This window comes from Thiothrix litoralis (assembly GCF_017901135.1).
Taxonomy (GTDB): Bacteria; Pseudomonadota; Gammaproteobacteria; order Thiotrichales; family Thiotrichaceae; genus Thiothrix; species Thiothrix litoralis.
The window spans coordinates 1,172,975-1,195,913 of the sequence record NZ_CP072801.1; the positions used below are offsets into that span (position 1 = coordinate 1,172,975).

Genomic DNA, 22,939 nt, shown 5'->3' on the forward strand with positions numbered 1-22,939 from the left:
GGCTTACACCTTGAGGATGTCAGCAAGCTGCCAGATACAAGCGTCGGCATTGCGTTGCTGAATTTCGAGACGTAAGCCCTGCTCTTGGGCGCTCAACAAGTTTTCCAGCAAGCGGATATGGTGTACCCGCAGTTTCAGCAGATCGACACTCTGGGTCATCGGGGACAGCAAGGCTTCGGCTTCATTGATATTGTCGTAAACATGGCGTCTGACCTGCTCGGCATAAGCAATAATGCTGCCGCAGTCGTCGTATTGGGCGGCAACCTTGCTGGTGTGTAACCCGTGACTGTCAGCATCGTCTTCCACATGTGGCTCACGCTTGCTGAGTGCAGATAAGTCGCGGATTTGCTGGCGGACTTCGGCCAGTTCATGCCGGGTGGTTTGAATCGTCTGTTTGTTGGTTACCAACTGTTGCAGCAGATCGCGGTATACACCCAAAGCCGAAGACAGCACGGTGTCATTCGGCAGGGCTGGCGGTGGCTTGGTATCAACGGCTGCTTCGGCTGCTTCGGTGGGTTCTGCTGGCTCAATGGATTCAACCGTTTGAATAGTTTCAACGGCTTCCACCAGCTCTGCGGGTGCGTCGGAGGGTGCGGGTTCGGCGGGCGTTGAATACATTTCGGTAGCATCAGACATGAACAATTCCTCGTTAACATTATTGTTCCCATGATGCGAGCCTTGGTGGGGTTTGTCCGTTGGCTTCTTCCTGAGCCAGCGTGATATTCAGACAATCGGCATATGGCTTCAACTACGCTCAGCCATCAAAAAAAATCCCCGTCACGGTGGTTGCGTATCCGTTGACGGGGAAAGTGGCTTGGAGTGTGCCAAGAGAGTGTTGAGAGTGAAAGAGTGTGTGTTTACCTTACGGTTTGGGAATCGCAATAAAGCGGGTTTGATCGCCTTGCATGATCAATAGGGCAATCGGCTTGCCTGCCGGGGCAGACTGCACCGCCGTTTTCATATCTGCCGGGTTGGTGACGGGCTGGTTATTGACTGACATGATAATGTCGCCATTTTCCAAACCGGCTTGTTCCGCCGCACTGCCTGCCAAGACTTCTTCAACCATCAGGCCGTTGCTCAGTTTGTGATCCTTGAGATCGGCACTGCTCAGGCTGGAAACCGCCAGCCCCAACATACCCGTATCACCACCAGCCAGCACCGGAGCAGCGTCTTCGTCGCCGTTATCGAGTTTGGCAATGGTGACATCCAAGGTCTTTTCTGCACCAGCACGCAGCAATTTGAGCGGAACCTGTGTGCCAATCGGCGTATTACCCACCAGCAATGGCAAATCGGCGGAAGATTTCACTTTACCCGTGCCAAAGCCCACGATAATGTCACCGGCTTGTACACCAGCCTTGTCTGCCGGGCTACCCGGTTGCACGCTGGAAACCAAAGCACCATCGGGCTGGGTAAGGCTGAATGAGCTGGCTAAATCCTGGCTCATATCCTGAATGGCAACACCCAACCAGCCCCGCTCGACTTTGCCCTTATTCTTGAGTTGCTCGACCACGGTTTTCGCTACATTCACCGGAATGGCGAATGAAATACCCATGTAACCACCGCTGCGGCTGTAAATCTGTGAGTTCACCCCGATTACCCGCCCCGCCAGATCAAACAGCGGGCCGCCGGAGTTACCGGGGTTGACGGCTACGTCGGTCTGGATAAAGGGCACGTAAGTACCATCCGGCAAGCTACGTGACAGGGCGCTGACAATTCCTTGGGTCGCGCTATGGTCAAGGCCGAACGGCGCACCAATCGCCACTACCCACTGCCCAACTTCCAGTGCATTGGAATCACCCATCTGCACGACCGGCAGGTTGTCTGCCTTCACTTTTAACAAGGCGATGTCACTCAGGGTATCCACCCCGATGATTTCAGCAGGCAATTCGCGGCGGTCACTCAGGCCGATCGTGACCGACTTGGCGTTTTCAACCACATGTGCATTGGTGACGATGTAACCATCAGCGGAGATAACAAAGCCAGAGCCGGTTGCCTTGGTACGACGTTCTGGTTCTGCCATTTCTGGCATACCCCGGAAAAAGCGCTCCAGTTCTGGTGGCAAACCTTCGGGCAGGCCGCTGCGCCCGCTGGTGCTTTTACCCTCAACGCTGATATTTACCACCGCTGCCCCGTTTTGTTTGATTAAGGTAGTCAGTTCCGGTAAGCCATTCGCAGCAGCCGGGGCTGGTGACAAAGGTGACACACTGGTTGTTTCTGCCATCACAGGCAAATTACCCAACACCAATGCAGAACTCATCAATACACCTGCGACCAATACCAACTTGTTACGTGTGAACATGGATTGCAAACTCCTATATCAAATAGCTTGTTTATGGCAGTGATTATGACAGACAAAACATTACCGGGGGTTTGCGATAACGTTACGGAATGTTCATGTTTTGTTGCATCATGCCATAATCACGCGATCAGCATTATTCACCCAAGGCGGCCATTATGACGACGCTTAGCATGACTCCCGAAGACCTTGACGACCTGCGCTACGCCAAAAACCTGCTGGAAAATCCGGGGCTGGCGGCGCGTATCACCAACGTTGTCGGCACGCCTATCGAAAAAGGGCTGGCGATGTTGCCCGAAAGTGCCCACGCCATGATTGGCAAAGCTACCCAAAAGGCGCTGGAAACCTCGCTGGATATGGCCGTTTCCACGCTGGAAGAACAACCACAACTGGCTTCCAACTGGCTGCATAAAACCTTCGTGGGGATCAGCGGTGCAGCGGGTGGGGCATTTGGTTTGCCTGCGCTGGCGTTTGAATTGCCGGTTTCCACCACGATCATCCTGCGCTCGATTGCTGACATTGCCCGCAGCGAAGGTGAAGCCATCAAGTCACCAGAAGCCCGGTTGGCCTGTCTGGAAGTGTTTGCCCTCGGTGGCCCCACCACGCTTGATGATGCCAGCGAATCCGGCTATTTCGCGGTACGGGCAGCACTGGCAAAATCGCTGTCAGATGCGCTGGAATACATCGCGCAACAAGGCATTACCCAAAAGGCTTCCCCGCCGTTGGTACGTTTTGTTGCACAGATTGCGGCACGTTTCGGCATTCCGGTCACGGAAAAAGCAGCGGCGCAAGCCCTGCCTGTGGTGGGTGCTGCCGGAGGGGCATTGATCAATACCCTGTTCATCGACCACTTCCAGAACATGAGCCGAGGGCATTTCATTGTGCGGCGTTTGGAGCGTGGTTATGGCGCGGTGGCGGTGAAGGCGGCTTATCTTGCACTGCCTTAAACATCACCGTCAAAACGGCCTGCAAACTGTGCTACCCTTGCCGTCTTTTAGCCGAGGTTAAACCCCATGAGCACTCTGCCAGCCTGCCCCCAATGCGCTTCTGAATACACCTACGAAGACGGCGCCATGTTCGTCTGCCCGGAATGCGCCCACGAATGGCCACAAGTCGCCGCTGCCGATGACACCGACAAAGCCCGCGTGATCAAGGATTCCAACGGCAATATCTTGCAAGACGGCGATACCGTCACCGTCATCAAGGATCTGAAGCTGAAAGGCTCATCACTGGTGGTCAAGGTCGGCACCAAAGTGAAGAATATCCGTCTGGTTGAAGGCGATCATGATATTGATTGCAAAATTGACGGCATCGGCGCAATGAGCCTGAAATCCGAGTTCGTCAAGAAGATCTAAGTAGCCTGAAAAAAGATGCTCAATAATTTTTTATTATAAAATCTTATTGAGCATAGAAAACTATACAGATGTCAATGCATCAAGACAACTACCCTGCCTCATACCCCAGCACCGGAGATAACCAGCGTTCCGCTTCCGCAATCGTCATCCCCTTACGCTTGGCGTAATCCTCCACCTGATCCCGCGCAATCCGCCCAATACCGAAGTACCGCGATTCCGGGTGGCTGAAATACCAGCCAGACACGGACGAAGCCGGATACATCGCAAATGAGCTGGTCAGTTCCATACCCGTATTCGCTTCCACATCCAGCAACGTCCACAGCGTGGCCTTCTCGGTGTGATCCGGGCAGGCAGGGTAGCCGGGCGCAGGGCGAATCCCCTGATATTTCTCAGCAATCATCGCGTTGTTATCCAGCGTTTCATCGGCTGCATAGCCCCAGAATTCCTTGCGCACGCGCTCGTGCATCCGCTCTGCCAAGGCTTCCGCCAGACGGTCGCACAAGGCTTCCAGCATGATCGCGCTGTAATCGTCGTGCTTGTCGCGGAAGGCTTTCAGGTGCGGCTCAATCCCAAAGCCGGTGCTCACGGCAAACACGCCCATCCAGTCCGCTTTGCCCGATTCGAGCGGCGCTACGAAATCGCCCAGACAGAAATTCGGCTGCTGCCCGTTACGTTCCATCTGCATCCGCAAATTGTGCAATACGGTCAGTGGTTCGCTGCGGCTTTCGTCGGTATACAGCACCACGTCATCGCCTTGCGCATTCGCCGGGAAGAACCCCACCAGCGCTTTGGCTTGCACCCACTTTTCATCCACCAGCGTTTTCAGCATCGCTTGCGCATCGGCATACAGCTTGGTGCATTCTTCGCCCACGATTTCATCGGTGAGAATGTCGGGGAAACGCCCCGCCATTTCCCAACTACGGAAAAACGGTGTCCAGTCAATCCGCTCCATCAGCTCCGCCAACGGATAATCGTTGAACACCAACGGGGTGAGGGTGGTCGGCTTCGGCGGCGTGTAATTCGCCCAATCCACCTTGAACTTGTTTTCCCGTGCCGCTGCAATGCTGATTAATTTGCGTTCGGTCTGATTCGCTGCCCGCTTGACGCGCACCTGCTCGTATTCGGCACGAATGCTGGCCACGTAATCCGGTTTCTGTTCCTTCGACAGTAACGCACTCGCCACACCGACGGCACGCGACGCATCCGCCACATACACCACGATGTCGTTCTTAAACTGCGGCTCGATTTTCACCGCCGTATGAATCTTGGAGGTGGTAGCCCCACCAATCAGCAAGGGCACATGGAAATCCTGACGCTGCATCTCTTTCGCCACATGCACCATTTCATCCAGCGACGGCGTGATCAGCCCGGAAAGACCGATAATATCCACCTTCTCATCGCGTGCGACTTGCAGGATTTTTTCGGCAGAAACCATTACGCCGAGGTCGATCACTTCGTAGCTATTGCACTGCAATACCACGCCGACGATGTTCTTACCGATGTCATGCACGTCGCCTTTCACGGTTGCCATGAGGATTTTGCCGTTGGCTTGCACTTCACAACCGGCCTTTTCCAGTTCCATGAACGGGTCGAGGTAGGCCACCGATTTTTTCATGACGCGAGCGGATTTCACCACTTGCGGCAGGAACATTTTGCCCGCGCCGAACAGGTCGCCAACCACGTTCATGCCGTCCATCAACGGGCCTTCGATGACCAGTAGCGGACGCCCGAGTTTCAGCCGTGCCTCTTCAGTGTCTTCGTTGACGAAGGCATCAATGCCTTTCACCAGCGCGTGTTCGAGGCGCTTTTCAACCGCCCATGAGCGCCATTCGAGGTCTTCTTTCTTCACCTCGGTCGTGCCGTCGCCCTTGTATTTGGCAGCAATATCCAGCAAGCGTTCGGTTGCACCCGAATCCTTGTTCTGGATCACGTCTTCGACCGCATTGCGCAATTCGGCGGGAATGTCGTCGTACACTGACATTTGTGAGGCGTTGACGATGCCCATGTTCATGCCCGCTTTGATGGCATGGTAGAGGAACACGCTGTGGATGGCTTCGCGTACCGGGTTATTGCCCCGGAACGAGAACGACACGTTGGAAACCCCACCGGAAATGCTCGCATACGGCAGGTTCTGGCGAATCCAGCGGGTGGCTTCGATGAAATCCACCGCGTAATTATTGTGTTCGTCGATGCCGGTTGCGACGGCGAAGATGTTCGGGTCGAAAATAATGTCTTCGGGCGGGAAGCCGACTTGTTCCGTCAATATCTTGTAAGCGCGGGTGCAAATCTCGATTTTCCGCGCTTGCGTATCCGCTTGGCCTTGCTCGTCGAAGGCCATCACGATCACCGCAGCCCCGTAACGGCGCACCAGCTTGGCTTGGTGGATGAATTTTTCCTCGCCTTCCTTCATGGAAATCGAGTTGACGATGCCTTTGCCTTGGATGCACTTCAAACCGGCTTCGATAACGTCCCATTTGGAGGAGTCGACCATCACCGGCACACGGGCAATATCCGGTTCGGAAGCAATCAGGTTGAGGAAGCGGGTCATTTCCTTTTCCGCATCCAGCAAGCCTTCGTCCATGTTTACGTCGATGATTTGTGCGCCGCCTTCGACCTGTTCCAGCGCGACTTCGAGGGCTTCGCTGTATTGGCCTTCCTTGATCAGGCGCTTGAATTTGAGCGAGCCGGTGACGTTGGTGCGTTCGCCGACGTTCACAAACAGGCTGTTGGCACCGATGCTGAACGGTTCCAGCCCGGAAAGGCGGCATTCAGGGGTAATGTCGGGCAGTTGGCGCGGTGGAATCCCGGCGACCGCTTGCGCAATCGACTTGATGTGTGCTGGCGAGGTGCCGCAGCAACCGCCGACGATGTTCAAAAAGCCGCTTTGCGCCCATTCTTTGATGTGGACGGCCATTTCCGCGCCATCCATGTCGTATTCGCCCATCTCGTTCGGCAACCCGGCATTCGGGTGGGCAGAAACGTGGGTGGCGGATACGCGCGACATTTCTTCGACATACTGGCGCAGCAAATCCGGCCCCAGTGCGCAGTTCAGCCCGAAGGAAATGGCATCGGAATGTGCCAGCGCATTGTAAAACGCTTCGGTGGTTTGCCCGGAAAGCGTGCGCCCGGACGCATCGGTAATCGTGCCGGAAATCATGATCGGCAACTCGATCCCGTCTTCGTCGAACACTTGCTTGACCGCAAACACCGCTGCCTTGGCATTGAGGGTGTCGAAAATGGTTTCGATCAGGATAATGTCCGCGCCGCCTTCGATCAGGCCACGGGTGGATTCCATGTAGGCCACCACCAGCGCATCGAAGGTAACGTTGCGGAAACCGGGGTCGTTCACGTCGGGTGAAATGCTGCATGTACGGCTGGTGGGGCCGAGTACGCCTGCGACGAAACGTGGTTTTTCCGGCGTGCTGTATTCGGCGGCAACCGAACGCGCCAGCTTTGCCGCCGCCACGTTGATTTCATACGATAGCTCTTGCATGTCGTAATCGGTCATCGAAATCGTGGTGGCGTTGAAGGTGTTGGTTTCCAGAATATCCGCACCAACTGCGAGGTATTCGCCATGAATCGCCCGGATAATCTGCGGTTGGCTCAACACCAACAAGTCGTTATTGCCTTTGACATCAGTGTGCCAATGGGCGAAACGTTCGCCACGATAATCGGCTTCTTCCAGCTTGTAACGCTGGATCATTGTACCCATCGCGCCGTCAAGAATCAGGATGCGGTCGGCAAGGGCTTGCTGGAGTTGGGTTGTGCGGTTCATGGTTACATCATCGGCAGTTCAAATAAGGCGGGTATCGTACCAGAATCTGGCGGGGAGGGCATAAACCGCACGGTGTTTTCATGGATCGCCGTGGGGTGAGGGGGCGGCAAACAAGGTCAGCAAAAGCTCGGCATCATCAATCAGGCGATAGACCGGGCGTTTGCCGGATAACTGTTCGCTCTCGGTGAGGATAATCAGTTTCAGCTTGGATAGAAACTCGCGGTCATCTTTGGGCGAAAGGGGTGAGCGGAAACGTTGCCATAGCGGGGTTTTTAGGTCGTCGAGGGAGGCTTGTACAATCGGCATCAAACGACACGAAACACCATCTTCGACCCACTTCCGCTATACTTGCCTTGTATCCTCGAAAGGCACGGCAACGCATGAAAAAACTCCCTATCGGCATCAGCACCTTATCCAGCATCATCGACGGCGGTTGCGTCTACGTCGATAAAACCGCGTTAATCGCGCAATTGGTCAACGATGGGCGTTATTACTTCCTCTCGCGCCCGCGCCGTTTTGGCAAATCCTTGCTGGTGGATACGCTCAAAGAATTGTTCGAGGGCAACGAAGCCCTGTTCCGTGGGCTGCACATCCACCCCCACTGGGATTGGACGAAACAACACCCCGTCATCCACATCAGCTTCAATGACGGCGTGCATACCGACCGGGCGCAACTGGAACAACGCATCACAGGACAATTACAGGATAACGCAGCCCGTCTGCAAATCACGTTACCGGAAAGTAACGACAATGCCCTGTTATTTGCCCGCCTGCTGGAACGTGCCGTAGCCCACCACGGGCAACCCGCAGTGGTGCTGATCGACGAATACGACAAGCCCATGAACGACCAGATCGACCACCCAGAACGGGCTATCGAACTGCGTGACGGCCTGAAAAACCTGTATTCCGTACTGAAAGGGCGCGACACCCTGCTACGCTTCGTGTTACTAACTGGCGTCTCAAAATTCTCGCAAGTCTCGCTGTTCAGTGGTTTGAATAACCTGCAAGACATCACCCTGCGTTCCACCTATTCCAGTCTGTGCGGTTACACCCAAGTTGAATTGGAACAAAACTTCGCTGACTATCTGCCGGGGGTCAATCTGGAGCAAATGCGCCGTTGGTACAACGGTTACAACTGGCTGGGCGAATCCGTCTACAACCCCTTTGACGTGCTGCTGTTTCTGCAAGAAAAACGCTACCGCAGCCACTGGTTTGCCACAGCCACCCCCACATTTTTACTTAAACTGCTCAAAGCGGGGCAATATTACCTGCCAGAGTTGGAGCACTTTGAAGTGCATGAAGCCAGCCTTGGCAGCATCGACATCGGCAATATGTCCGCTGAGGCACTGCTGTTCCAGACTGGCTACCTCACCATCCACGATACGCTGATCCGGGGCGAACAGCTTTATCTGGTGCTGGGCTACCCCAACCAAGAAGTCAAAGTAGCGTTTACCACCCATTTGCTGGCGGAACTGACACCCCGCACAGTACGCCCTGAGCGTTACAGCCTGCGCATCTATGACGCTTTGGCCGCCGCCAATTTAGATGCGCTGCACGAATTGCTCAAACGCTTTTTCGCTTCCATTCCGCACGATTGGTATCGCAACAACCACATCGAGCAATACGAAGGTTATTATGCCAGTTTGTTTTATGCCCACATGGTCGCTTGTGGAGCGAATACCATTCCCGAAGATGTCACCTCTACCGGGCAAATCGACCTGACTGTTATCGTGGAAAACAAGGTATTCATTGTCGAGTTCAAGGCACTTGATACGGAACAGGCTAACAGCAAAGCCTTGGCGCAAATCAAGTCGAAGCACTACGCCGATAAATACTGCGATGGGCGCGAGCTTTATTTGGTAGGCATCGAATTCAGCAAGCCCCTACGCAACATCGTTGGCTTTGAATGGGAGCTTGCCCCTCAATAAGGGTAGGTATCGAACCCAATAGGCTGGTGGTATGCTCCACTTCACCACGTTTTTTAGGAGGAGGATTCATGTCAGCAGAGCATCCTATTGTTGCCATTACCGGCGCTATGGAATCGGGTTCAGTATCGGTTATCCAAGCATTGGAGCGGATTTTTTACCGAGAGCGGGTCAAAGCGGTCTATATCGACGGCAGTGCTTTCCGCCGTTATGACCGTAACACCATGCGTGAAGCGGTACGTGAGGCCAAACAACAAGGCAAAACCCTGGGGCATTTCGGCCCTGAAGGCAACCATCTCGAAAAGTTGGAAAGCCTGTTTTTTGAATACGCGGCAACAGGTGGTGGTTTGTCTCGGCACTACTTGCACACCGACACCCAAGCACGCAAATTCGGGCAGGAAGTCGGCACGTTTACCCCGTGGGAACGTATGGATCCTGACAGCGATTTATTGTTGTATCGTGGTTTGCATGGCGCTGCTTCGGTCGACGATATTGATTTGTCACAATACCCCGACTTGTCGATCGGGATTGCGCCGAATGCCAATCTGGAGTGGATGAGTAAAATCCAGCACGAAGTCTACAACCGTAGTGTGCCGTTGGAGGATGCGAAAGAAGCTTTGCTGAAGCGTCTCAACGATTATGTCAGCCACATTACCCCGCAATTCATGCGCACGCATATCAATTTCCAGCTTATTCCATTAGTGGATACCTCTGACCCGTTTGGGGCTGAAGCAGTGCCGTCGGCGGATGAGTGTTATCTGATTATCCATTTCATCGACAAATACTGGCCTAATTTCGTCCCGTTGCTCGCGGATATTCCGGGGGCGTTCATGACGCGGCGCAATACCATGGTGGTTCCCAGCAGCAAAATGCTGATGGCGATTGAGCTGGTATTAATGCCGATTATCCACGACCTGATCAACGCCAGCCGCCAGTTACGCGGTATTACGGATGTGCCAGAAGATCGAGGCGCGGGTGTATTGGGTCTGGTAGAATAAGCGCTTTTGGGTAAGCGCCAACGTGATTTACAGAAAGGAAATTGACGGGTTACGCGCCTTGGCGGTCATCCCGGTGATCTTGTTCCATGCCGGATTTGCGGCGGTGAGCGGCGGCTTTGTGGGTGTGGATGTCTTCTTTGTCATCAGCGGCTACCTGATTACTTCGATCATTCTGGAAGAACTGGCGGCGGGACGTTTCACTGTCGCCGGTTTCTATGAACGCCGTGCCCGGCGCATTTTACCTGCCTTGTTTTTCGTATTACTCGCGTGCTTGCCGTTGGCGTGGTGGCTATTGTTGCCTGCCGAAATGGTGGACTTTGGTAAGAGTATGGCGGCGGTAGCGGTGTTTGCTTCCAATATCCTGTTCTGGTTGCAGACCGATTATTTTGCGGCGACGGCGGAACAGATTCCCTTGCTGCATACGTGGAGCCTCGCGGTTGAGGAGCAATATTATCTGGTGTTTCCACTGTTCATGCTGCTGGCATGGGGCTTGGGCAAGCGCTGGTTGGTAGGGTTGATTTCGCTGGTGGCCTTGCTAAGTCTGGGCTGGTCGGAATGGTTGTGGCGCGGTTCGGTGGAAGCCAATTTCTACCTGATTCCCAGCCGGGCATGGGAATTGATGCTGGGCGCATTGGCGGCGTTCTACTTGCAAAACAAAGCTTCCCCACAGGGAATGCTCGCGCAAGCGGGTAGTCTGGGTGGTATCGCCTTGCTGGGTTATGCAGTGTTTTTCTTTCATGACGGTATTCCGTTTCCTAGCCTGTATGCGTTAGTGCCGACCGTCGGGGCACTGCTGCTGATTGTGGCGGCGACGCCAGCCACGTGGGTGGGCAAGTTGCTGGCCAGCCCGCCGTTGGTGGGTATCGGGCTGATTTCCTACAGTGCTTATTTGTGGCATCAGCCCCTGTTTGTGTTTGCACGGATGCAGGCGCTGGATGAGCCAAGCACGGCTTTCATGGCAGGCTTGAGTGTGCTGACGTTGGTGCTGGCGTGGTTTAGCTGGCGCTTTGTGGAAAAGCCGTTCCGTGACCGCAGCCGTTTTACTCGTACCCAAATTTTCAGCGGTGCGGTGATTGGCAGTTTGCTGTTTATCGCCTTAGGCGCAGCCTTGGTGCTGACTGATGGGCTGGCAAGTCGCTTTGCAGAGTGAAAAAATGATGATGAAAATGTATATACCATTATTTGTGGGCTTGTTGTGTTTTGGCAGCATGATGCCTGCATCAGCCGATAGCCACGAGGCATTATTGAAAGCGGCTGACACCGAAGCCAGCGGCGCATACACTCGTCAGCGCTTTCTTGCTGTGCAAAAAAAGCCGTTTGACCCTGCCGACAAGCGCAAAAAGACGCTGATTATCGGCGACAGCCATGCGCAGGATTTCTTCAACGGCGTGCTGGAAAATGGTTATTTGGCGAATTACCAACTGAGTACCCGCTACATTCCCACCCGTTGCCAGATGTTTTTTGGCGAAAAGGGTGCAGAAAATATCCAGCCTAAAGATACCGCTTTATGTGCCGCATCCGATAACCTGACGCAGGCTGCCGCGCAGATTGCTGACGCTGATGTGGTGATTATGGTGGCACGCTGGCAAGAATGGGCAGCAAAGCTATTGCCAGAAACCCTTAAAAGCATGAACTTACGTGCTGATCAGTCTTTGGTAGTGGTGGGTGCGAAAGATTTCGGTCGAGTGTCGGTCAGGAATTACCTGAAGCTATCCGACGATGAATTACGCGCCTTGAGCAACAAGGTTGACCCCAAGCCTTTGGCAACCAATCAGCTATTGCGCGACAGTTTGGGGGATAAGGTTTTCGTGGATCAGCAACGCCTGATTTGCGGGGAGGGGGCGAATTGCCGCTTGTTTACGGATGATGCGCAACTGATTTCCTACGACGGCGGGCATTTGACACCCGCCGGGGCGAAATACGTGGGTCAGTTGCTGTTTGCTAACTCACTGCTCCAGCGGTTTCAGTAAGTCCATCAGGTCTTCAGAGCTGAAGCGCACGCTTTCTTGTGCTCCCGCTTCTGAGTACAGGCTATTGGCCAGCATCTGCTTTTTCTCTTGCAGTTTGAGGATTTTTTCCTCAACTGTATCTTCGGTAATCAGTTTGTAGACGAATACAGGTTTGTCCTGACCGATGCGGTAAGCGCGGTCGGTGGCTTGCTGTTCCGCCGCTGGGTTCCACCACGGGTCGTAATGAATAACAGTGTCGGCAGCGGTGAGGTTTAGCCCGGTACCGCCTGCTTTGAGGCTGATCAGGAATACTTTGGCATCGCCTTCCTGAAAGTCGGCAATGACTTCATCGCGGTTTTTGGTTTGCCCGGTCAATTTGGTGTATGCAATTTTTGAGGCCATCAGTTCTTCTTCGATCAAAGCTAACATCGAGGTGAATTGCGAGAACAGCAAGACCTTGCGGCCTTCTTCGAGCATTTCTGGCAATAAGGTCATCAGCAGTTCGAGTTTGGCGGACTGTTTGACCTTCGTGGCTTTGTCGAGCTTGACCAAACGTGGGTCACAGCAGACTTGGCGCAGTTTCAGTAGTGCGTCGAGAATCATGATATGGCTGCGGGCGAAACCTTTTTTGCCGATTTCTTCCTGTAACTTGGTGTCCATCGCGAGGCGCACAGTTTCGTACAGGTCGCGCTGTTTGCCTTCGAGTGCCACGCTGCGGATGATCTCGGTTTTGGGGGGCAATTCGCTGGCAACCAGCTCCTTGGTACGACGTAACATGAAGGGTAAGACCCGCTGGCGTAATTGCTGTTGCCTGCCTACATCGCCCTGTTTTTCAATCGGGGTGCGGAACAGGCGAGTAAATTTGTCGTGCGCACCCAAAAAGCCGGGCATCAGGAAGTGGTACATCGACCATAATTCGCCAAGGTGATTTTCCAGCGGCGTGCCGGTCAGGCACAAGCGATGCTGTGCCTTGAGGGTGTAAATGACCTGAGTGGTGCGTGAAGCCGCATTCTTGATGGCTTGGGCTTCATCCAGTATCAGGTAGTGGAAGGTGTGGCGCAGGTATTGTTCTTCATCACGCACGATCAGCGGGTAAGTGGTGAGGATCAGGTCATACTCACCCAGATGCTCAAAGTGCTTGTGACGGTCATTACCGTGGATGGTTTGCACCCGCAAATCAGGGGTGAAGCGGGCTGCTTCGCGGCGCCAGTTCCCCATCAGGCTGGTGGGGGCGATGACCAGCGCAGGCTGTTCCAGTCGCCCGGCCTGCTTTTCTATCAGTAAGTGCGCGAGGGTTTGCAGGGTTTTGCCCAAGCCCATGTCGTCGGCGAGGATGCCGTTGAACTGGTATTCACGCAGGAATTGCAGCCAGTTCAAACCGTCGTGCTGATAATGGCGCAATTCGGCATTCAAACCTTCCGGTAGTGTAATGGGTTGGATGCCTTGGAAATCCTGCAATTTTTGGGTGAGGATGAGGAGTTCTTCCGCGCCTTTCCATTTCATGCCGGGGGCATTGAGCAGTGCGCCCAATGCCGTCCCTTGGTATTTGCTGAGTTCCAGATTGCCGTTGGCATTGAGTGGCTGGTGGTCGTAGAGTTCGACCAGCGTGTCGAGAATTCCACCCAGGCGCTGTGATTCGAGTTTGGCCCAGCGGTTGCCAGATAGCGGTACGAAAATGTATTGCTGGCGTTCCAACAGATCGCGCAAGGCTTGCGGGCTTTCCATCTGCCCGAGCATGTCGACCAGAATCGGCAGCAGGTTAATGCGCTGGCCTTCCACCTCAAAGCCGAGGCTGATTTCAAACCAGTCGTTGCCGTTGGCACTTTCTTCCCACGCGGCATCAAGGTCGCCGACGATATCAAAATGCAGGTCAAAGGCGTCATCCAGCGTGACGTTCCAGCCTTCCGCACGCAGCGCCTCTACCCCGTGGTCGAGGAAATCATTCCAGCGTAATGCTGTTAACGCAGGGGAATCCGGGTGCATCAGCAGTTCAAGACGGTGTAGGTCAGGGAAACGGCTATTGGCTGTTTCAAAACCGTAGTCCTCGAGGGTGTCGAGTGCTTGTTGTTCGGCGTCAAGGTCGCGGTGGATGCGGTAGCGTTGTTTGTCCGCTTTCAGTAAGGTACTGGGCTTGTGTTGGGCGGGTTGCAGCAGCTTATCGGCGTAATGGAAGCGCAGGCTGGCAATGTGGGTTTCAAGGCCAGTTTCCGGCAGCGTGACGGTGCGCAGATACAGGTCGGGTATGGGTGTGGCGTGTACATCTTCGATTTGTTGGCACACCTGCGGGGAAGGCGCGGGAACTTCCGCATCTGGCAGCGCTTCCAGCAAGCGTTCACTGACACGCTCGGCTTGTTCGGCGGGAATCGGTGGTGCATTCAGGAATTTTTCAACCTGTGCGAGGCTGAGGTCGGGGTGCTGTAACCAGCCGCAAGTCTGTGTCTGGGTATCAATGTACCAAAGCTTGGCGTTGAGCCAGAAATAGCGGGTGACGGTACGGTCGGGAATCAGGCTGACGGTGTAAGTCTGGTTGGCGTCCTGTTGCCATTCAAACTGGAAGCCGAGTGCCGAACCCCAATGCAGCGGCTGTATATCGCGTTGCCATGTGTCGGCATTTGCCCAGAATGCTCGCCCAGTTTTGAGAATTTCGAGAAGTACTTGTTCGCCAGTTTTACCGTTTAAAGTGCCTTTGTTCCAGTGATGCAAAAAGCGCATTCCTGGCATCGCGAGCAGTTGGGCAATCATCAGGTCGTGAGGTTCGTAACCGAAATTGCGGGCGCGGTAAGGGGTTAGGAGGGCTTCTAGTTGGACGTGGGAGGGTTTGCCATAACCGCCTTTTTTGAGCACATTGGCTTTGTACAGGCTCAGGGTCGGGTGTTCGTAAGCATCTATATCCAGCAGGTAGAGCAAATGTGCACTGGTAAGCTCGGTTTCACCCTCAAAAGTGATACCGGAAGGCTTGTCAGCATTGCTGAGTGACTGTAGCCACAGGTCGACGGGGGAGTGGGTGGCAGCCCTGGCGGTTGGCATGGTAGCAGCCATAAACGCAGGCACGGTTTTGCGCTGGGGTTCCCTGGCTTTTTGCTTGCGGGCGTAGTCGAGGTATTCAAACAAGGTGGCCACCGCGTGTTTACACGCCATGGTGACCGGGCAGGTGCAAACGCCAGTGACCCAACGCGGCGAGTGCTCGTTGTAATTGACTACTGTAACATAAGGTTCCTCAGCGTTGCCCTGAACCTTGGCAGTGATGGAAACATTACCATTGCCACTTTTTTCTGACCGAAAATGCGTGACTTTGCCCTTTTCGTAATAATCAATGCCACGCTCGATGGTCGTGGTATCAAAAACATTAAACAGGACTGTTTGGGAAAAATGGTTGTCAGCAAGCAGGTCGAGGTGTTTAGCTGTTAGATGCATTTCGTTCGTTTATTACCAGACTGAATTTTTAGTCGGGTCACATTGTGCAACGATGCGCTGGGTTTGTCACGGCAAGATGTCGATTTGCCGGTGATTGGCGGAAGGGGTGAAGTCATCACCCCCCGCCGGAAAGCTTACTTTTGCTTCAATAAATCGCGGATTTCACCCAGCAATGCCTCCTGATTGGAAGGTGCGGCGGGTTCTTCTGCGACTGCATCCTGCTTGCGCTTCATTTTGTTCATGGCCTTAATGGCAACGAAAATAGCCAATGCCACGATGATGAAGTCAAAAATGGTCTGAACAAAAGCCCCGTATTTAAGAACAAGGGCTGGCACGAAATCGGGAGCACCCTCAACACCAACAGCATCCTTGAGTTTGAAAGCCATGTCACTGAAGTCGACGCCACCTGTTAGTAATCCCAGCAGTGGCATGACGATGCCATCGACAAGAGACGAAACGATCTTGCCGAATGCTGCGCCAATGATCACACCAACGGCGAGATCGACAACATTACCTTTCATGGCAAATTCTTTGAATTCACTGACAAAACTCATATATACCTCCGATTATTGAAATAAACTCGTTTGTTTGACGAGACAGTCGTGATGTTGGTTCACGGGTGGCAGACTATATTTCCAGCGGCTACAGAACCAGCTTTTTCGGACAATGATCAATGTTTTGGGTATGAATGAACCTGCCCTGATGATGGTTGACAAATATCAAGCAGCAGGAGAAGGGAGGTGGGTATCCTGAGCCAAACCATCATCTGCACCACAGGAGCAAAAATAATGATTTCATTTGAGGCATTAAACCGTCAAAACGACAAGATCACTGAGCTGTCCAACGTATTGGCTTTCCTGATTCATGACCGTGCCATTTGCGACACCAGTGTGACGTGTGAGCTGTTTTTTGAGTATGTCGACAAGGTACAGCAGCATCTGGATATCGAAGACCGTGAGCTGTACCAGAATTTGTTGACACATAGCGACAGCAAGGTGTGTAACACCGCCAAAATGTTTTTATCTGGATCAGGTGAAATCAAGCGGGTTTTTAACCAATACCTGAAACGCTGGTGCAAACACCGCGAGTTACGTATCAAGGATCACGACCAGTTTGTCAAGGAAACGGCCGAGATGTTTGAGTTGGTGTTACGTCGTATTGAGGATGAAGTCGAGCACCTCTACCCCACAGTGCGGGCGGTGAATACCCATTGGGCTGCTGCCTAGATTAGGAATGCTGCGGGTGGCACACCGGGCAGTTTGTATCCTGCTTCAGGCGCATTTCCCGCCATTCCATGTATTTGGCATCCAGCAGTAACAGCCGTCCGCTCAGGGTGGGTAAGCCCAGCAAAACCTTGAGTGTTTCGGCGGCCTGCATACTGCCGATAATGCCCGCTACGGGGGCGAGGATGCCGGTGGTGCTGCACGTATCGGCGGTTTCGCCTTCTTCACCATACAGGCAACGGTAACAGGCGTTATCTGGCTGGCGAAAATCGAACGTGGTGATTTGCCCTTCGAGACGGATCACCGCCCCGGAAACCAGCGGCTTACCCGCCGTTTTGCACGCCAGATTGAGGTTGAAGCGGGTAGGAAAGTTGTCGCTGCAATCCACCACCACATCATGCAAGGCGACCGTTGCCAGTAATGCCGCATAGTCCAGTCGTTGCTGGATAGTGTCAATCTGGATGGTGGGGTTTAATGCCCGTGCGGTCTGCGCCGCAGAGGCGACTTTCAATTGCCCAATACTGGCAGTGGTGTGGATCACCTGACGTTGTAAGTTAGTCAAATCCACTGTATCGAAATCGACGAGTGTCAATTGCCCTACCCCGGCAGCCGCAAGGTAGAGTGTCACCGGCGCACCCAGTCCCCCCATGCCGATGATCAGGACTTTGGAAGCCAGTAAGCGTTCCTGCCCGCCAATATCAACGTCGGGTAGCAGGATCTGGCGGCTGTAACGTAGCAAGGTTTCATCATTCATGAAGGGGAGTTTATCGGAAAATTTGCCACTATTCATCTACGGTTTGGCTGTGGGCACTTATAACTCCCTGAATAGTGACTCAGCGTCTATCTAACCTATAACTATGATATTTTGAGCAAATAGCGGGGCTACCATGACAACCATCCATGCACCACATCGGGCATTTTCCCTGTTTACCTCGCCAACCTTGTTGCTTGGTTTTATCTGTGCGCTGACTCCTGCTTTTGCGGGAGCTGATCAGCTTATCGCACCCGCTACGCAAGTGAATATGAATGAAGCCCCACCACCGTGGCAGGGTGTTCCAGCAACACAATCAAACACTTCCGCACCTGCTGTGGCACAGACTGCTTCTGGTGGTTCCAGCATAGAAAACTGGTATCGCAACCGCCGCAAGACGGCGGCTAATCCTGCCAATGAACAGGCTGCACTTCAGGCAGCCGCCCAGCAGGGGGATGCGAAAGCTCAGTACAAATTGGCGATGCAATACCGTAAGGGCGACAGTTCCCCCGCCAATATCCAACAATCACTGGAGTGGCAACAAAAATCAGCGCAAGCAGGTTATGCTGAAGCCCAGTACGGCCTTGGCCTGTTGTATGCCAACGGGCAATACGTAGCAGCCGATGCGCAGCAGGCGCGTAACTGGTTTCAGCAAGCGGCAGGTCAAGGGCACGTTGCGGCGCGTTTGGCATTACTTTCTCTGAGCAACGGTGCCTCTGCCCAAGCGGTTGCCGCCGCACCAGCGATGGAAGACGTTCGACAAGAACGAGTTGCCGCCGCGCCGCCGCCGGTATTGCGCCCTAAAGCGATGGCTCCCGTGGTCGACTCTGCCAGTTACCCGGCGCCAGTGGCTACCAAAGTATCCCTTTCCGTGCCGAAGCAAGACACTAACGCTGGCAGTGTTGACTTGACCGGCATTGAACCGGAAGTGTTGCGCCAGTCGGCTGAAGCAGGCGACAAGCAAGCGCAATTGATGCTGGGAACCATGTATGAAGATGGCCTTGGCGGTTTGCCTTCAGACTTGCGTGATGCGGCTTACTGGTACGAACAGGCGGCGAAACAGGGCTACCCGAAAGCCCAGTATAACCTTGGCCTGTTGTATGAGGACGGGCGCGGCGTGACCCAAAATTACAATCAAGCCGCTTACTGGTATGAAAAAGCTGCCACTGCCGGTTTTACCGAGGCTCAGAATAATCTCGGCGTATTGTATGTGTTGGGCAATGGCGTCGATAAGAATGCCCAAAAAGCTGAACAACTGTTTTCTGAGGCAGCTCGTGGCGGCAGCAGTGATGCACAGCGTAATCTGGGCATGTTGCGTAAAAGCTAAACGTGAGCCGCACATTAAAATAGTTCGGTTTTTACGAAGCATTATAATGAAAAATTCGACTTTTCCTTGGATTCATGGCGTCGTATAGTTCTTGGCAAGGATCAGTAACAAGAATTCTTAGGAGACAAACATGAAACTATCCACGCAAGGCCAACATGCCATTATGGCGATGCTGGCATTAGCTATCCACGACGATGAGGGTGCAGTGCGCTTGGGTGATCTTGCAGCGCAGCAGGGCATTTCGTTGTCTTACTTGGAACAGATATTTGCCCGCTTACGTAGCGAAGGTTTGGTCGAAGGTATTCGTGGCCCCGGCGGTGGTTATCGCCTGAGTCGCCATGCCGATGAAATTACCTTGGCAGATATTGTGTTGGCTGCAGAAGAAGCATCATCCGCTGAGCGGGTAGCGTCGAATCGTACCCATTCAGTGGATCAATATCTGGTGCAGCAAATGTGGGGCAACCTGAGTGCCCAGTTCCAGCAGTTTATGGAAGATATTACGCTGGAAAGCCTGATGGCAGGCCACGAATTGCCACGCAAAACCTACCGGATGGGTGAAACGGCCAGCATGATTGCGCGTATGTTCCCCGCACGGGAACTTAACCCTAGCCTCATGCCTCAAATGGCGATGTAAAGCATACACACGATAATGTAACCATTTCTCGCACGCTGCCCATACTCCTCCGAACACCGGGCAGCATCTCCCTAGCGGGGTTTGCCTTGAGCCAGCAACCCCGCTTTTTTTATGCCTACAACATCTGATTAGCGTCGAATTGGCGGTTGTCATTCAGAAATACGGGCTTATTTCGAGTATGCCTTTAGATGGTGTAGAATCGCGCCCAGATTTTCACGTTTATTGAGGAGACCAGAATGACAGATATGACACGCGAACAAGTTGAAGCGTTACTGAAAGGCATCAAAGACCGTTATTTGGAGCAGGACATCGTATCCCTGCATCAGGTCAAGGACATTGCAGTGGATGGCGGCAAGGTAACGGTCAACATCGTGCAAGGTTATCCGGCGGGTGAGTATCGCGATGAGCTGGCCGCCGAAATCAAGGCAGCATTGACGGCTGCGGGTGCTGCTGATGCCACTGTTAGCGTTACCACGCAGGTCGCTGCTCATGCCGTGCAAAAAAGTGTCAAGCGTAAGGATGGCATCAAAAACATCATTGCGGTTGCTTCTGGTAAAGGCGGCGTTGGTAAATCCACGACAGCCGTCAATCTGGCGTTAGCACTCAAAGCCGATGGCGCAACCGTCGGGATGCTGGATGCGGATATCTACGGCCCCAGCCAACCACGTATGTTAGGTATCTCGGGTCAACCGGAGTCTTCTGACGGTAAGAGCCTGGAGCCTATGGTAAACCACGGTATCAAAGCGATGTCGATCGGTTTCCTGATTGAAGAAGATACCCCGATGATCTGGCGTGGCCCTATGGTAACGCAGGCACTGGAACAGTTACTGGGTGACACCAACTGGGGTGATCTGGATTACCTCGTGGTGGATTTGCCACCGGGCACGGGCGATATCCAGTTGACGCTTTCGCAGAAAATCCCGGTATCGGGTGCGATCATCGTCACTACCCCGCAAGACATTGCGTTGCTGGATGCGCGTAAAGGTCTGAAAATGTTCGAGAAGGTCGAAGTGCCTATCCTCGGCATCGTTGAAAACATGAGTATGCACATTTGCAGCAACTGCGGCACGGTCGAGCATATTTTCGGTGAAGGCGGCGGTCAGCGCATGGCTGAGCAATTCGACGTGAATTATCTTGGTGGCTTACCACTGGACATTAAAATCCGTGAGCAAGTCGATAACGGTAATCCAACCGTCGTGTCTGACCCGGATGGCGCTGTGGCGAAAATCTACAAAGAGATTTCCCGCCGTGCGTCATCACGTCTGGCACAGAAAGCCAAGGATTACAGCACCAAGTTCCCGACTATCAAGATCATGAACGTTTAAACACTTTCACACTTTCGTGTGAGTCACTATTAAGCCGTGGTATCTGCCACGGCTTTTTTGTTAGTATTCAGCACGTCCAACTAATATGAAGAACAATCCATGCTGAAACGAATTTCAATCCTGTTATCCTCTGCTTTACTGTTGCAAGCCTGTGCCAGCGGCGTCCCCGGTGTTATTGAACAACCCAAGATTTCCATCCAGAACATCGGCTTACAGGATATTTCTCTGACCGAAGGGGTTGCGGTTGTGACGCTCAACGTCGCTAACCCGAATGCTTTCCCTATTCCGTTGAAAGGCATCCAGTACGGTTTGAGCCTGAACGGGCATCCCGTTGCCAGCGGTGATCAGGCGCAGGATATGAGCATTGGCGCACGTCAGGAAATGCCCATCAATATCCCCGTAAAGTTGGATTTCATGCAGTTACTGCAACTTGCGCCGGAAGCGATGAAGACTCGTAGCCTACAATACGACCTGACGGGGGCGGTGAAATTGCCATTTATTAGCGTGCCATTCCAGCGCCAAGGCGGGGTAGGAGTACATCAATGAGTATCAAATCTGACCATTGGATTCGCCGTATGGCGGCAGAAACCCATATGATTGAACCGTTCGAGCCGGGGCAAGTACGTTCCGTAAACGGCGAAAGAATTGTTTCTTATGGAACGTCTAGCTACGGCTACGACGTGCGGTGTGCCAACGAATTCAAGATTTTCACTAACATTAACAGCACGATTGTCGATCCGAAGAATTTTGATGAGCGTAGTTTCGTTGATTTTGTGGGTGACGTGTGCATCATTCCGCCCAATTCGTTTGCCTTGGCACGCACGGTGGAATATTTCCGTATTCCACGCAGCACACTGGTCATTTGTCTTGGGAAATCGACGTATGCAAGAACAGGCATTATTGTGAACGTAACGCCCTTGGAACCCGAATGGGAAGGGCATGTGACGTTGGAGTTCTCCAACACCACCACCTTGCCCGCAAAAATCTACGCCAACGAAGGCGTGGCGCAAATGCTGTTCTTTGAGTCGGATGAAGTCTGCTCCACGTCCTACAAAGACCGTGGCGGTAAATACCAAGGGCAAACCGGCGTTACCCTGCCGAAAACCTGAGTTTCATGGCCCGGATCAGGCGGCTGTTTCCGGGTCTTGCTGCCATTCATCGCCGATAATGGTTTCCCGGTAGCCCCGCCAACTGGCGTAGCCAATCACCGGCAAGGTAACGATAAAGCCCAGAAACAGCGTCAGGAAGCCCACTAAAACGGACCCCAGAATAATCAACGCCCACAGCAGCATGGCAGCCTTGTTTTTCAGGACAGCATTGATACTGCTCAGTACGGCGGTAATCGCATCCACATCCCGATCCATGATCATGGGTAGGGAAAACACGCTGGCAGCGTAAACGATCAAGGTAAACAACAAACCGACAACAGAGCCGATGATCAGGAATGTTAGCAATTCCGAAAAGTCAGGGCTTCGCGCCATGGGTAGGAAAATATTGACGATGGCGGCCGCTCGCGCCCAGACCAAAAAGATGACCAACAGGGCAAAAGCAAACACCAGTTGGTTGCCGAGGCGTTTCCTGCCCTGTTTCAGGCAGAACCCGATGCGGGGTTTCATGCCGCGATCAAGTTGGCAACTGACGGAATACAAGCCCATGGCCAGCGCGGGGCCAAGAAACACAAAAGCAGAGAACAAGACGATGAGCATGGTGAAACTGCCCACTTGCCATGACCATAAGGCAATCACCCAACTGGCCAGCATGAAGAGCGAACCGTATACCATGCTCAGTAGTGGAGCCTGCTTAAAGTCCTGCCAGCCTTGTTTTAGCCAGCGCAGGGGGGCGGTTGGGGTGAGCTGACGGCAAGGGGCAACAAACGGCCGCAAACGGGGGGTTTCTGTTACTTCAGGTTCATGAATATTGTTGTCGGTTTTTTCTGTGGGTGACATAGCGAAATTCTCCTCCTCTGG

The 22,939-nt window shown here is 53.4% G+C and carries 20 protein-coding genes; 12 read left to right on the forward strand and 8 right to left on the reverse strand.

The window, feature by feature from the left end:
- Window positions 1-3: 3 nt before the first annotated feature.
- A complete protein-coding gene (locus tag J9253_RS05560; protein WP_210223671.1) occupies window positions 4-636 on the reverse strand; it encodes a hypothetical protein in 633 nt (210 codons plus the stop codon).
- Window positions 637-862: 226 nt separating this feature from the next.
- On the reverse strand, window positions 863-2,299 hold the full coding sequence (locus tag J9253_RS05565; protein WP_210223672.1) for a DegQ family serine endoprotease: 1,437 nt from the start codon (window positions 2,297-2,299) through the stop codon (window positions 863-865).
- A gap of 155 nt (window positions 2,300-2,454) precedes the next feature.
- On the opposite strand from J9253_RS05565, the gene J9253_RS05570 reads away from it, so the two are divergent.
- Together J9253_RS05570 and J9253_RS05575 are read left to right on the forward strand one after the other, a co-directional pair.
- On the forward strand, window positions 2,455-3,243 hold the full coding sequence (locus J9253_RS05570; protein ID WP_210223673.1) for an EcsC family protein: 789 nt from the start codon (window positions 2,455-2,457) through the stop codon (window positions 3,241-3,243).
- A gap of 66 nt (window positions 3,244-3,309) precedes the next feature.
- Window positions 3,310-3,651 carry a zinc ribbon domain-containing protein YjdM gene (locus tag J9253_RS05575; RefSeq protein WP_210223674.1) on the forward strand — a complete coding sequence of 114 codons (342 nt, stop codon included), beginning with the start codon at window positions 3,310-3,312 and terminating at the stop codon, window positions 3,649-3,651.
- A gap of 88 nt (window positions 3,652-3,739) precedes the next feature.
- Here the strand turns inward: J9253_RS05575 and metH are convergent, their stop codons facing one another.
- The gene (gene metH, locus J9253_RS05580) at window positions 3,740-7,426 is read right to left on the reverse strand and encodes a methionine synthase (RefSeq protein ID WP_210223675.1); all 3,687 of its coding nucleotides are present in this window, start codon (window positions 7,424-7,426) and stop codon (window positions 3,740-3,742) included.
- Between the two features lie 78 nt (window positions 7,427-7,504).
- Entirely contained in the window at window positions 7,505-7,732 is a 228-nt protein-coding gene (locus J9253_RS05585; protein WP_210224692.1) for a hypothetical protein, read from the reverse strand.
- Window positions 7,733-7,806: 74 nt separating this feature from the next.
- Here J9253_RS05585 and J9253_RS05590 point away from each other — a divergent pair, with 74 nt between their 5' ends.
- From J9253_RS05590 to J9253_RS05605, 4 genes are all read left to right on the forward strand, one after another.
- The gene (locus J9253_RS05590; RefSeq protein ID WP_210223676.1) at window positions 7,807-9,354 is read left to right on the forward strand and encodes an ATP-binding protein; all 1,548 of its coding nucleotides are present in this window, start codon (window positions 7,807-7,809) and stop codon (window positions 9,352-9,354) included.
- A gap of 68 nt (window positions 9,355-9,422) precedes the next feature.
- Window positions 9,423-10,349 (forward strand): nucleoside/nucleotide kinase family protein, encoded by a 927-nt coding sequence (locus tag J9253_RS05595; protein WP_210223677.1) that lies wholly within the window; start codon window positions 9,423-9,425, stop codon window positions 10,347-10,349.
- A 22-nt stretch (window positions 10,350-10,371) separates the two neighbouring features.
- On the forward strand, window positions 10,372-11,499 hold the full coding sequence (locus tag J9253_RS05600) for an acyltransferase family protein (protein WP_210223678.1): 1,128 nt from the start codon (window positions 10,372-10,374) through the stop codon (window positions 11,497-11,499).
- 16 nt (window positions 11,500-11,515) lie between these two features.
- Window positions 11,516-12,319 carry an SGNH hydrolase domain-containing protein gene (locus J9253_RS05605; RefSeq protein ID WP_210223679.1) on the forward strand — a complete coding sequence of 268 codons (804 nt, stop codon included), beginning with the start codon at window positions 11,516-11,518 and terminating at the stop codon, window positions 12,317-12,319.
- Here the strand turns inward: J9253_RS05605 and J9253_RS05610 are convergent.
- Both J9253_RS05610 and mscL read right to left on the reverse strand, forming a co-directional pair.
- Window positions 12,296-15,712, reverse strand: a complete 3,417-nt coding sequence (locus J9253_RS05610; RefSeq protein ID WP_210223680.1) for a DEAD/DEAH box helicase — start codon at window positions 15,710-15,712, stop codon at window positions 12,296-12,298. The genes J9253_RS05605 and J9253_RS05610 overlap by 24 nt on opposite strands.
- 134 nt (window positions 15,713-15,846) lie before the next feature.
- A complete protein-coding gene (gene mscL, locus J9253_RS05615) occupies window positions 15,847-16,266 on the reverse strand; it encodes a large-conductance mechanosensitive channel protein MscL (RefSeq protein WP_210223681.1) in 420 nt (139 codons plus the stop codon).
- A 234-nt stretch (window positions 16,267-16,500) separates the two neighbouring features.
- Between mscL and J9253_RS05620 the strand changes: the two genes are divergently transcribed.
- Window positions 16,501-16,938: a hypothetical protein gene (locus J9253_RS05620; protein WP_210223682.1), complete on the forward strand. Its 438-nt coding sequence runs from the start codon at window positions 16,501-16,503 to the stop codon at window positions 16,936-16,938.
- A gap of 1 nt (window position 16,939) precedes the next feature.
- On the opposite strand, the gene J9253_RS05625 is transcribed toward J9253_RS05620, so the two are convergent.
- Entirely contained in the window at window positions 16,940-17,725 is a 786-nt protein-coding gene (locus J9253_RS05625) for a HesA/MoeB/ThiF family protein (RefSeq protein WP_323128870.1), read from the reverse strand.
- A gap of 97 nt (window positions 17,726-17,822) precedes the next feature.
- Here J9253_RS05625 and J9253_RS05630 point away from each other — a divergent pair, with 97 nt between their 5' ends.
- From J9253_RS05630 to dcd, 5 genes are all read left to right on the forward strand, one after another.
- Window positions 17,823-19,013, forward strand: coding sequence for a tetratricopeptide repeat protein (locus tag J9253_RS05630; RefSeq protein ID WP_210223683.1), 1,191 nt, complete (start codon window positions 17,823-17,825; stop codon window positions 19,011-19,013).
- A 130-nt stretch (window positions 19,014-19,143) separates the two neighbouring features.
- Window positions 19,144-19,647 carry an Rrf2 family transcriptional regulator gene (locus J9253_RS05635; protein ID WP_210223684.1) on the forward strand — a complete coding sequence of 168 codons (504 nt, stop codon included), beginning with the start codon at window positions 19,144-19,146 and terminating at the stop codon, window positions 19,645-19,647.
- Window positions 19,648-19,883: 236 nt separating this feature from the next.
- Complete coding sequence (apbC, locus tag J9253_RS05640) at window positions 19,884-20,972, forward strand: iron-sulfur cluster carrier protein ApbC (RefSeq protein WP_210223685.1); 1,089 nt, start codon at window positions 19,884-19,886, stop codon at window positions 20,970-20,972.
- Window positions 20,973-21,071: 99 nt separating this feature from the next.
- Complete coding sequence (locus J9253_RS05645) at window positions 21,072-21,518, forward strand: LEA type 2 family protein (RefSeq protein WP_210223686.1); 447 nt, start codon at window positions 21,072-21,074, stop codon at window positions 21,516-21,518.
- Window positions 21,515-22,081 carry a dCTP deaminase gene (gene dcd, locus J9253_RS05650; protein ID WP_210223687.1) on the forward strand — a complete coding sequence of 189 codons (567 nt, stop codon included), beginning with the start codon at window positions 21,515-21,517 and terminating at the stop codon, window positions 22,079-22,081. Before J9253_RS05645 ends, dcd begins: the two co-directional genes overlap by 4 nt.
- Window positions 22,082-22,096: 15 nt before the next feature.
- Here the strand turns inward: dcd and J9253_RS05655 are convergent, their stop codons facing one another.
- Window positions 22,097-22,918, reverse strand: a complete 822-nt coding sequence (locus J9253_RS05655; protein WP_210223688.1) for a DUF2189 domain-containing protein — start codon at window positions 22,916-22,918, stop codon at window positions 22,097-22,099.
- Between the last annotated feature and the right edge of the window lie 21 nt (window positions 22,919-22,939).